Consider the following 12,082-nt stretch of genomic DNA (forward strand, 5'->3'; position numbering starts at 1 on the left):
GCATCGTGTTCAAAGACCAAGGAATCAAGGTGATGAAACGTCTGTTGTTATTAATGCTTTTGAGCGGGCTGCCTTTAGCCCTGCAGGCCGGCCCGCAGATCAATGTCGGCACGGTCTATGACTACCTCGACGGTGACAAGAGCACCTACCTGAAACGAGTGTTCAACAGCGGCGACAGCACCGCATTCGTCAAGGTCAATATCCTCGAAATCCTCTACGACGCTGACGGTACCTCGCGGGAAATCGAAGTCAAAAGCCAGGCCGACATGAGCAGTCGTGAGGGCCTGATGGCCAGTCCCGCACGGCTGATCGTGCCGGCCAAAGGCATGCAGGGCACGCGTCTGTTGATGATGGGCGAGCGCGACCGGGAGCGTTACTTCCGCGTGCGGTTCATCCCGGTGGTTCCGGAAAAGGAGGACGAATTCGCCGTGTCCGCCGAGGAGCGTGAGCAATACCAGAACACCTTGTCGGCCGGGGTCAACGTCATGACCGGTTTCGGTACGGTGTTCTTTGTGCGCCCGAAAGACAGCCGTTTCGACAGCGTGATCGAAGACACCGCGACGATTTATCGGGTGCGCAATAACGGCAACACCGTGGTCATGATCGACGAGTTTCGCAATTGCGCGCTGAAGGACGAAACCGCCTGCGAGCCGACCACCAAACACCACATCCGCGCGGGCAAAAGCTTCGAGTTCGACAAGAAACCGGGACGCGAATACCGCTTCAATCTGGTGGAAGGCAACAGCAAGAAGTCCCAGCGCGTGGTCGGCCTCTCTTCAGGGGATCAACCGAGATGATCAGGCAATCGTTGATGACCCTGTGCGCGGGCATTCTGACGCTGCTCGGCACGGCGTCGTTCGCGGCACGCGAGGAGTACCGGTTCGAGGTGTCGGTGGATATTCCGGCGCTGGGTTTTTATGTAATACCGGCCGAGACGGACTGGATTCATCGTGCGCAGATTCTGCCTTGGAATGTCAGCACCAAACGCCTCGGCGGATTGCGCAAACACTTCGACGTCAGGCACGACACCAGTGCCATCGAGGCCCGGCTGGAGAGCGAAGCGTATCTGTCCAATGGCCGCGACGAGCAGAACATTTATCTGCGCGTCAGCTTCGCCGATACCGTGCTGACTCACGAGACGCCGCCGCGTCAGGTGGTCTCGGCGGAGCAGGCCAGGGCCGGTGGGCGTTACGTGCTGGAGATCCAGCCGATCACGCCCGCCGGCGGCTACAAGCCGGGGAGTTACTACGGCAACGTGCACCTGATCTTTAACGCGGCGGCGCCCTGAAGTTGCCCGGCCTGCCCGATGTGCAACGGGCAGGCCGTCACGCCGTTGTCAAAGCCCGGCGCGAGCCAGTGCTTCACGGGTCAGGCGCCGCGCCAGTTCCTTTTCGTCATCCGCAAGGTCGATCAGCAACCGGTCGAACAGCGTGTCGCTGATCGGCTGGTCATTGAATACCACGGTGGCCGGCACCGGCAGCTCGTTCATCAACGTCTTGAGCTGTTCGCGCAGGGCCGCGCGTTCCTCGGCCACCGCCGATTGCGTCCACTGGCGCTGGACCTCGCGCAGCGACTCCAGGGCTTCGTAGCGGCGCTGGAACAGGCGCTTGTTGCTTTCCAGGCGCACGGGATAGCGCTCGCTCAGGTACTCTTTCCAGAAGTCGAGTTCGAGCATCTGGTTGACCAGACCATCGCCTTCGCCCAGCGCCAGTACCGTGTCGTACGCCTGATCGATCATCGCGTCGGTGACACCGGATACCGGACGGTAGAGCATGTCTTCGGACTGCCAGGGCAAGCCGAGACGCTTGGCCAGACCGGTCTGGTAGGCCAGATAGACTTCCACCTCGTCGGGGTTGCCGCCACGGCTGGCGACATCGGCCCGGGCGATTTCGTTGACCTGTTCCAGCCGCGCTGCGCCTTTGCCCAGCGTCACCAGTTTGCGTTCCAGCTCCTTCGGTTCGACCGAATAGGCATGGGCCTCATAGGCGAGCACATTCACGCCCATGTGATTGAACAATTGCGCACCGGCATCCGCGCAATCCACCGGTGCCACCACCATGGTGAACAGTTTTTCACGCAAGCGGCTGTCGACGTGTACGGCGTCGAGCATGCGCCAGACGCGTTGCATCAACTGCTCGCGCGCCGTTCCGCCAGCACGGAAATCGGCAAACTCACGCACATTGAGTAACGTCGCCATGAACGGTTGGGCCAAGGGATCTTCCACCAGCTCCGTCCACGGCGTTTCGCGGTCGACACCCCAACCCGGCACATCGGCCCAATAGTCGGCGCCAAAATTGGAGATGATCGAGGTGGCCGGGTTGGTGGCCGGCATGATCGGTTCCGGTGGCAGTGCCATCGAACGGCGACTGTCCTGGTAGCGCAACTGGTTGAGGTCCGACAGCGCGGCGACGTCCAGACGTGTGCGCGCCACCAGCCATTGCGCTTCTGAACCGGCGGGTACGTCGGGGATCACGGTCAGCGGGTTGCCGCGCAGATCGAGCAGCAAACCGCGTGGCCGTGGCTTGGCCAGAATGCCGTCCGGCCAGGTGGTCAGCGCGGTGTTCTTCAGCGCCACCACCTTCAGGCGCGGCATGCGCGACAGATCAGGCGACAGCCCCAGCGGGTTGTCATCCATTCTCAGCACTTCGAGGTAGGTCAGGTTGCTCAGCCGTTCGACGGCGGCGCGATCCAGCTCAATATGGTTGTTGTTCAGACGCAGGCGTTCGAGGCGGCGCATCGTGGTCCCGATGCGGTCCGGCAAGCGCGTCAGTTCGCAATATTTGGCACTCAGCTCGACCACGTTCGGGAAGTCTTTGAGCAAGCCATTGGTGTCGGGGGAGAATCGCGTGTTGTCGAGTTTGAGCACCGTGACCCTGTCGAGAAACTTCTTCAGCGGCGGACGTTTCGCCCACCAGATCTCCAGATCCGTGGAGAGCAGTTCCCGCGACAGGTCCAGCGCATAGGCGGTCGGATCGGCGCGGTTACCCAGGTGCTCGTCCTTGCGTTCGAAACAGTCCAGCAGCCTTTCGAAAATATGCAGCCCGCCACCGTCGCGGAACGAATAGCTGCCCGGCCCCCAGGTATCCGGCTGCTGATAGCGCCAGCGATTGACAATGACCCGCAGCTCATCGAGGTCGTTTTCATGTGCCTCGATGGCCTTGAGCGGCTCGCCGCGTTCGGTCAGGGCACTGGCAAAGGCATCGACCTCGCCCGGGCTGAAATGCGGATGCAGGTCCTGGATGCGTTGTTCCAGAGTGACGGCGTTGCGGCTCAGCGCCGGGCCGCGCAGCAGAAGCATAGTAGTGAATTCAGCGACCCGGCGGATCGGCGAACTGGCGAGTATTGTGCGCCGCTCGCTGGGGGGCTGGGTTTTGGCGATGAGCCACTGCCTGAACGGTTCGACTTCGTCGGTTCGGTAGCCCAGGACGCTGTGGCCATCGTGATTGATCGCCTGCAGGATTGCCTCGTACAGGCCAGTGGCAGGGTGGAGCGGCAGATCCGCGCCATCGCGCACCTGATAGCGATCGGCGGCGACCCGCACCAGCACCCGGACCCGTTCGGCGACCGCTGCACCGGCCTCGCAACGCAACTCGCCGTCGAACGTGCCTTCTCGGATTTCAATCCGCAGCGCCCCGAAGGTATTGCTGTAGTGCCGCAGCGCCCCGAGGATCAGCCGTTCGCTGTCGATGTTGATCAGAGCTGGCTGCAACAAACTCTGGGCAGCGCGCACGGACTGCAATTCAAACTGCACCTCGCGGGCGGTCGTGCGCAAACGCAAAGGCAGACGGCGTTGCGTCATGGCTTGCTGCTGTTCCATCGGTCTGGCCTGGGAGATCACCCGTTCGGCAAGGACCGGTGTCAACTGTGGACAATCCACCAACACCTGGCTGACCGCCGGCGAGAGAGGCGCGGCGAGCTGCGCCGGGCGCGTCGGACCGAGACGCTCCAGCGTGTCGCTGAGCAACGGCGGTGGCGGAGTGTTATCCACATGCATGCGGCGCAGCACGTCCTCGTCGGTACCGGTCAGCAGGCGCATGTGTTCCAGTTGCGCGTCGCTGAAGCCATCGGTGCGGTGACCGATGCGTCGCATCAGTGTTGGCCCGTCCCACAGACGCGGGTTTTCCGTTTCACAGACCCAGGCCCCGTCGGCGTTGTGCGCAAGCGTCGGCGCGTAGGCCCGGGGACGTCGCGGATGGCGCAGACGGTGCTCCCCGGAAACCGGGTCTTTGGTCACCTCGAACAGGTGTTGATCCAGGCGCAGCAGTTGTTTGTCCCCCAGCGTATGAACGCCGTGCGCATCGGGCCGGGCCGGGCTTGGCAACGTCTGTTCCGGCAGGCGATAGGGCGCAAGATCGGGGTGCCACAGACGGGTCTGGCCATCGGCCAACTGCACCGGCTTCAGGCCTTCGACAAACGACGACAGCTTGACCCGTGCGACACGTCCCAGGCTGGCGCCGGCGGCGAAGGCGCCGAGCTGGACGATGCTTTGCAGCACGCCGAGGGCTTGCTCACCCGCTTCGGCCAAGTGCCCTTCGGCCATGTCGACGATGCCTTCAAAGACACCGTCCAGCAGTTGATACGTGGTGTAGGCCAGCATCAATTCGCCGAGCCCCGGCACCAGCGGGGTCACCACCAGCAGCGCCACGTTGAAGATGTCCGAGAGAATTTTTCCCAGGTTATCCCACCAGGCCCAGCGGGCCATGCGGTCGGCATATTCGGTGGAAATGGCGATTTCCCGGGCGTCATTGAAGATCTTGTTGAGCTTCTGCTGATAGAAGTAAGCCCAGAGACTGCCGGTGTAGCGGGTATCGCGGTCGTCCTGGATTTTTGTCAGGCGAAAGCGCAGGTCGGGGTGATCCACAGGCGTTTCACGCCAACCGGGCAGGTCGGTTCCCGGCGGCACGGCATGCCATTTCACGCTGCTCAGGCGGGCGTTCAAGCCTGCAAAAAAATGCCCGCGCTGCTGATGGTTGACGAACTGGCTGAAAAACCGCTGATAGCTGCCGGCAGCGTCGCGGTCGCGCAGTTGCCGCGTCAGTTCCGCCATGAACTCCAGCGCCGAGGGGTATTGTCTGAGCGGGTGCTCCGGGTCATGGGGCACATAGGCAATCACCGGAACCGGGGCATTGGCGGAGTCCACATCAGGGGCGATGAGGGTGATACCGGTCAGCGCCGTATCCATCATGGCGAGGTTGTAATAGTTGATGGCACGCCCGCGCCAGCGCAGGTCGCGCCGATCATCGAGCATGCCCTGGATGACCTCGTAGGCGTCGCGGTCGATGTCCTTTTTCGCCAGGGCCAGTTGGGCACAGACGCTCAAGGTACTTTTCTGACTGAAGATGACCCTGTACTGCAAAACCTGGCGGGCGACACGGTTGTCCGAGCGCAGAAACTCATTCAGATGCTGCTCGTAGCGGGCGCCGATATTCAGCTCGCGGCACAGTGACTTGAACTGCTCGATACTCAGTTGGTGCTTGAGCGGTCTGACCGTGAAGTGGCCGTTGGCATCGGGGCGGGTGATGAATTCGGAGTCCGGGCTGAAGGCCTCGTCCCGAGCAAAGTTATGCAATGCAGCGTCGAGCAGCGAGACGGTTCGGCTGGTGGTTGCACCGGCAAAGTCATGGGCCCACCACGCGCCGTTGACGGGTGCGTACAGGCGCAGCCAGGTGTTCTCGACATCGTCTTCGACACCGAAGCGCTGTTGCAGCGCCTGCTGTAATAACGGTTTGGCGAAGGCGTAGACGTCTTGCAGGCTGCTCAAGGCCCTGTCCACTTGGTTTTGCGCCTTCCAGGCGTTTTGCATCTGCTGTTGCAGACGCAGGTGTTCGGCGTCTGATACCTGTTGATACCAGGCCGGCAGCTTCAGTCGGTGCAGCTGCAATTCATTGACCCGCGTCGCTGAGCTTGCGCGCAGCCAGGCCGGGATGGCTTTTTCGATCGTCTGATAATGAATACTGACATCCGGTGAGACGAGGTTCGCCGTGCGCGGCGGTTGCCCCTGCGGGGAAAGGGTGGGCATTGCTGGATCGTCCTTGATCAAAAATGGAGCGATCAGCCTAGGCAAGGACAACGGGTGAAAAAAGCGCAATTACCCGGTGGAAAACGCCGGGGTTGCGCGCGGAACCTTCGAAAAACACGGAGTGAAAAATACACAGTTACCACCCCGTCACCGGGCTTTCGTGGCTTAGCGGGCGGCGGTGACCTCCGGTGCCTGGCACATTGTATGCGTGCCCGGTTGCAGGTACGGCGAGAGGATCGGCGCCATGCCCTTGAGCACCTGCACCGGCAGCGCCGAGGTGAACTTGAAGTTCTCCGCCGAGCGCCCGGGGACGAACGCGGTGAGCGTGCCGAAGTGGTTGTTGCCGATGTAGAACACGAAGGTCGCGGTACGGTTGATCGACTTCGAACTGAGGATCCGCCCGCCAGAGCCGATGGCTTCGATGCGGTTGTCGCCGGTGCCGGTCTTGCCGCCCATCACCAGCGGGGTACCGTCGGCGGTTTTGAAACTGCCGGAAACCCGTTTCGCCGTACCCGAGTCCACCACTTGCGAAAGGGCCTCGCGCATCGCCGTGGCGACCTCCGATGGCATCACCCGTTTGCCCACATGTGGGTCGTTGGTCAGGCGCGTTTCATAGGGTGTACCCGCGGCAAAGTGCAGGCTGTCGATGCGCAGCGTGGGCATGCGCACGCCATCGTTGAGGATGGTGCCGATCAGCTCCGCCAGCGCGGCAGGGCGATCGCCGGAGCTGCCGATGGCGGTGGCCAGCGACGGCACCAGATGGTCGAACGGATAGCCGACTTTCTGCCAGCGCTGGTGGATTTCCAGGAACGCTTCGATCTCGAGCATGGTGCGGATGCGGCTGTCACGAGCGCCCTTGTGCTTGCTCTTGAACAGCCAGCTATAGACCTCCTGACGCTCGAACTGGCTGGCCTTGACCACCTGGCTGAAAGTGGCGTCCGGGTTGTGCAGCAGGTAGCCCATCAACCACAGGTCCAGCGGGTGGACCTTGGCGATGAAGCCCTGGTCGGGCAGATCGTAGGTGCCCGGGCCGTAGGCGTCATACAACCGGATCAAGCGATCGTCGGTGAGTTTCTCGGTGAGCTTGGCGCCTTTGAGGTGGGCACGCACGAAGCTGTTGAAGTCTTCCTGACTGGCATTGGGCAGCAGGTAGCGGTGTACAGCGGCCATGCGGATCGGCGTGGGGCGCATGCTGTCGAGGAAAGTGTCGAGGCGCGCCTGGGTGTCCTTGTTCTTGTATTTCTTCCAGAACTTGAGCAGGAACGAAGTGCCTTCGCGGTCAGCAAAACTGGCCAGGTATTCCTGACGCCGAGGGTCGCGGTCGTCCTTGAGCAATTCGGCGCTGCTGTTGGGGCCGGAGTAGGTGACGTAGCGCACCACATCGCGCATCAGCCGAATGAACGGCAGGTTGATCGACTCGCGCAGGGCATCGCGCAGGGTCGGCATGCGGCCGTTGTCTTCCTTGCGAAAGTTGTGGAACACGTGCAGGCCGCCACCGGTGAAAAACGCCTCGCCGGGGCTGGCCGAATATTTACGGTCGAGCGCGGCGCCGAGCATTTTCGACAGATCGTGGTCTTTGTTCTGGATCAGGTAGTCGATCACCCACTGGCTGAGACGGTCCTGATCCGGCACTTCGACTTTCTTCAATTCCGGCACGCTCATGGCGCCGTACTTGTCGTGCAGTTCGGAGATGATCTGCAGGTAAGTGGTGAGCACGCGCATCTTCGCCGTCGAGCCGAGCTCCAGTTTGCTGCCCTCGTTGATGTCGAACGGCTGGTCGGTGCTGTCGGTCTGCACGCGCACCCGCGAGCCGTCCGGGGTCAGTTCGAACAGGGTGAAGCTGTAGCGCACCTGGGTGGTGCTGGTCGGGGTGAGCAGGCGTTCGCCGATCAGGCCGATCTGCCCGGCAAACGCGGGATCGGCGAGTTTTTTCAGGTACTCGGTGGCCTGGGTTTGCAAGTCGCCCTGCAAGGTGCTGGTGGCTGAGAGGTCGAGGCGATCGAGGTCGTACAGCGGACGGTTGAGCATACTCGCCAGACGGCTGCGGGCGACGCTGATGCCTTTGTTGGTTTCGATCGGCTGAAGGGTCGGCTGGGTCTGCCAGTCGCGGTAGGTGACCTTGCTCGCCAGCGCGGCATCGGCCAGGGCGCTGTCGATCACGCCGTTCTGTTTGAGCAGGCGCAAGTGGCTGTCGGTGAGGTCGGCAAGTTCTTCGCGGCCTTTGGTCAGGTAATGCGAAGGGCGGCGCTGGGCGATCATCAGCGAGAGCATTTCGCGCAGGGCCAAGCCTTTGTCGGCCATGGTTTTCGGATCGGTGGCCGGGCTGTTGAGCTGTTCGTTGGCCTGGTTGAAATCGCTGCCGTACCAGACCCGCAAACCTTCGGCCATGCCGTGTACTTCACCGTGCCCCGGCACAGCGGAAAGCGGCACGCTGTTGAGGTAGTCGCGGATGATGTTCTGGCGCGCGCCGAGGGTTTCCGGGCCGGGCTGGTAGGCGCGCACGCTGGCGGACAACATCTGGCGGATCTTCTCGGCGCCCGACACCGTCAGGCCATCAGGCGAATGCCGGTACTTCTCCAGTTGCGTTGCCAGGGTGCTGCCGCCCGCCGATTGCCCCGGCAGATGGAGCAACTTGGCCACTTGCGACCAGGCGGCCATACCGAAACGCGGCCAGTCCACGGCCGGGTTGGCCAGCGGTTGTTTGGGGTCGAGCAGAAAACGGTTTTCGATGAACAGCAGACTGCTGACCACTACCGGCGGAATCGCCGCGAAACTCGAATACAGCTGTTGTGGATACTTGTACTGATACAGCGGCGCGGCGCGGCAGTCGGTGATCGACAACCCGGCCTGGATCTTTTCTGAATAAGGCACGAACAGGCCTTTGTCGGTGTAGCTGAGCAGCGCCGGGGAAAAACGCGTCTGCTCGGTGATCACGTAGTCGCGCTTGAGCAGGCGCGGCAGGAATTCATCGAGGGAGCTGTAGCCCAGACGCAAATCGAACGGCCCGTTGCCCGGATAGCGGATCGCTTCGCTGGGGCCGGGTTCCAACTGATATTTGAGCGAGGCGGCGTACTGGCTCAGCTCCCGGGACTGGAAACGCGAGGTGCGCATCTCCTTGCTCGCGGCCAGACCCACCACGATGGCAATAATCAGCAGCAATAACCAAAACGCCTTCCAGCCATGCCGGTTGCGGCGTTTTTGGGGGGGGACAGGCGCTTCATCCACACGTTCAGTCGGAACCACGGCTTTACTCGAATCGGTTTGCCACAAAGCGCCCATAGTCGATTGATCCATTCACGCAGATTGATCGGACTTGACTGAAGCTTAGACGGTGGTTGGTGATGGGGAAAAAAAAGTGCGGGGTTTGAGTGGGTTGGTTTCTGAAGAAAACTGCACCTGTGGCGAGGGAGCTTGCTCCCGCTGGGTTGCGTAGCAGCCCCAATCCCTCTGATCGCGATCTTTCTGAAACACCGCGTGCGCGAGTATTACGACGGCTTCGCCGCCGAGCGGGAGCAAGCTCCCTCGCCACAGGGGGAGTAGGTGCTTTAGAGCCAGCAGGCATCCCAGAGTGGGTAGTCGCCAATCCGCTCCACCAGTCCGGCCCGTAGCGGATTGGCGATGATGTAACGGGCGAAGGGTTTCAAGTCTTCGCCATCACGGATGGCGCGGTCGTGATAGCCGGTTTGCCAGAACGCGCCTTTTCGGTTCAGGGCGCGATTAATCGACAAAGTGCTGCGGGATTTCACCGCTTGCATCAGACGTTCAATATGCATTTCTTCCAGCTGGACCAACCAATGGAAGTGGTCAGGCATCACCACCCAGGCTATCGAATCGACCCATCGCTGGTCATGAGCTCGCCGGAGTTCCGCTACCAATAAACGACCCACCTGCCAATCGCTGAATATCCTGCGGCGCTGATACACCACTGCAGTTATCAGATAGGCACGTCCCGATTCCGAATAGCGCCCTCGGCGTAGCCTGTGTGAATGTAGATGTTTACGCATTCCGTTGCGTCCTTCGCGAGTTCAATCCTTATTCACGCTAGTCGCAGCATTCAAGAATTGGGTCTGCGATGACTGTACGAAATTTCCGAAAATTTCCAGGTGTCGCCTCCTCTGTGGCGAGGGAGCTTGCTCCCGCTCGGCTGCGAAGCAGCCGTAAAACCTGTGCACACGGTGTTTCAGGCAGATCGCGATTGCAGGGATCAGGGCTGCTGCGCAACCCAGCGGGAGCAAGCTCCCTCGCCACAGGGAATTTGACAGTCAAATTGATCGAAACCGCTGTGCTAGAGCCATCACCCACGCGATACCACCATCGCAGGTACATGACGGTGCACCCATGCTGTGCAATACTCGGCGGCCTTTTTGGTGGCGACTATTCCTACGTAAAGCAGTTAATGCCTCTCCGTAAACCGGCTTTCTGCCGAGAGTTCCCGCTGAATGTTGTGGTTTATAGAGTGAAAAGCCCTGTCACAAGCTTTTTATACTGCACGCCCCGCTGATCTTGCAGGTCGGGACCTGCAAGGCGCGTTTGCCCACGAGGCAGGCGCGGTTTCGGCAAGCCAGGGCCTATCGGTCGACGCTTCGCCACTCGGTGGTCATATCCAATAACAAGACGAGGTTGTATCCCTATGCCAGTCGGCAATCACCTGCCCCATGGCGAGACCGCTCACGGCGGCCCGCTCAAACGCGAACTCGGTGAACGGCATATCCGCCTGATGGCGCTCGGCGCCTGTATCGGTGTCGGCCTGTTCCTGGGTTCGGCCAAGGCCATTGAAATGGCCGGTCCGGCGATCATGCTGTCGTACATTCTCGGTGGCCTGGCGATCCTGGTGATCATGCGCGCCCTCGGTGAAATGGCCGTGCACAATCCGGTGGCCGGCTCGTTCAGCCGCTATGCCCAGGATTATCTCGGTCCGTTGGCGGGTTTTCTCACCGGCTGGAACTACTGGTTCCTGTGGCTGGTGACCTGCGTCGCGGAAATCACCGCCGTCGCCGTGTACATGGGCATCTGGTTCCCCGATGTACCGCGCTGGATCTGGGCCCTCGCGGCGCTGATCAGCATGGGCTCGATCAACCTGATCGCGGTAAAGGCCTTCGGTGAATTCGAGTTCTGGTTTGCCCTGATCAAGATCGTCACCATCATCGCCATGGTCATCGGCGGCGTCGGCATCATTGCCTTCGGTTTCGGCAACGACGGCGTGGCGCTGGGGATTTCCAACCTGTGGGCCCACGGCGGCTTCATGCCCAACGGCGTGACCGGTGTGCTGATGTCCCTGCAAATGGTCATGTTCGCCTACCTCGGTGTCGAGATGATCGGCCTGACCGCTGGTGAAGCGCGCAACCCGCAGAAAACCATCCCGAATGCGATCGGCTCGGTGTTCTGGCGGATTCTGCTGTTCTACGTCGGCGCGCTGTTCGTGATTCTGTCGATCTATCCGTGGAACGAAATCGGCACTCAGGGCAGTCCGTTCGTGATGACCTTCGAGCGTCTGGGCATCAAGACCGCCGCCGGCATCATCAACTTCGTGGTGATCACTGCGGCGCTGTCGTCGTGCAATGGCGGCATTTTCAGCACCGGGCGCATGCTCTACAGCCTGGCGCAGAACGGCCAGGCTCCGGCCGGTTTCGCCAAGACCTCCAACGGCGTGCCACGCCGCGCGTTGCTGCTGTCGATTTTCGCGCTGCTGATCGGCGTGCTGCTCAACTACCTGGTGCCGGAGAAAGTCTTCGTCTGGGTGACGTCGATCGCTACCTTCGGCGCGATCTGGACCTGGGTGATGATCCTGCTGGCGCAACTGAAATTCCGCAAAGGCCTGAGCGCCAGCGAACGTGCCGGGCTGAAATACAAGATGTGGTTGTACCCGGTCAGTTCGTACTGCGCGCTGGCGTTCCTGGTGCTGGTGGTCGGCCTGATGGCGTACTTCCCGGACACTCGCGTGGCGTTGTATGTGGGGCCGGTGTTCCTGGTGCTGCTGACGGTGTTGTTCTACGTGTTCAAGTTGCAGCCGACCGGTGAAACGCAGGGCGCGGTGCGTTCGGTTTCGTAAGCGGTAACGCTCGA

Annotated in this window: 6 protein-coding genes; 3 read left to right on the forward strand and 3 right to left on the reverse strand. The window is 61.4% G+C overall.

Annotated elements, in window-relative coordinates:
• Positions 1 to 32: 32 nt before the first annotated feature.
• Positions 33 to 797 (forward strand): molecular chaperone, encoded by a 765-nt coding sequence (locus ACIP8I_RS09630; RefSeq protein WP_400760550.1) that lies wholly within the window; start codon positions 33 to 35, stop codon positions 795 to 797.
• Entirely contained in the window at positions 794 to 1,288 is a 495-nt protein-coding gene (locus tag ACIP8I_RS09635) for a CS1 type fimbrial major subunit (protein WP_400760552.1), read from the forward strand. The genes ACIP8I_RS09630 and ACIP8I_RS09635 overlap by 4 nt, the downstream gene beginning before the upstream one ends.
• A gap of 48 nt (positions 1,289 to 1,336) precedes the next feature.
• On the opposite strand, the gene ACIP8I_RS09640 is transcribed toward ACIP8I_RS09635, so the two are convergent.
• The 3 genes from ACIP8I_RS09640 to ACIP8I_RS09650 form a co-directional block, all read right to left on the reverse strand.
• Positions 1,337 to 6,019 carry an NEL-type E3 ubiquitin ligase domain-containing protein gene (locus ACIP8I_RS09640; protein WP_400760555.1) on the reverse strand — a complete coding sequence of 1,561 codons (4,683 nt, stop codon included), beginning with the start codon at positions 6,017 to 6,019 and terminating at the stop codon, positions 1,337 to 1,339.
• 165 nt (positions 6,020 to 6,184) lie between these two features.
• Positions 6,185 to 9,298, reverse strand: a complete 3,114-nt coding sequence (locus ACIP8I_RS09645) for a transglycosylase domain-containing protein (RefSeq protein ID WP_400760557.1) — start codon at positions 9,296 to 9,298, stop codon at positions 6,185 to 6,187.
• 266 nt (positions 9,299 to 9,564) lie between these two features.
• The gene (locus tag ACIP8I_RS09650; protein WP_400760560.1) at positions 9,565 to 10,023 is read right to left on the reverse strand and encodes an REP-associated tyrosine transposase; all 459 of its coding nucleotides are present in this window, start codon (positions 10,021 to 10,023) and stop codon (positions 9,565 to 9,567) included.
• A 626-nt stretch (positions 10,024 to 10,649) separates the two neighbouring features.
• Here ACIP8I_RS09650 and ACIP8I_RS09655 point away from each other — a divergent pair.
• Positions 10,650 to 12,068 (forward strand): amino acid permease, encoded by a 1,419-nt coding sequence (locus tag ACIP8I_RS09655; protein WP_400760563.1) that lies wholly within the window; start codon positions 10,650 to 10,652, stop codon positions 12,066 to 12,068.
• Positions 12,069 to 12,082 lie beyond the last annotated feature (14 nt).

The sequence above is a fragment of the Pseudomonas sp. NPDC088414 genome (assembly GCF_044753325.1).
In the GTDB taxonomy this organism is placed as follows: Bacteria; Pseudomonadota; Gammaproteobacteria; order Pseudomonadales; family Pseudomonadaceae; genus Aquipseudomonas.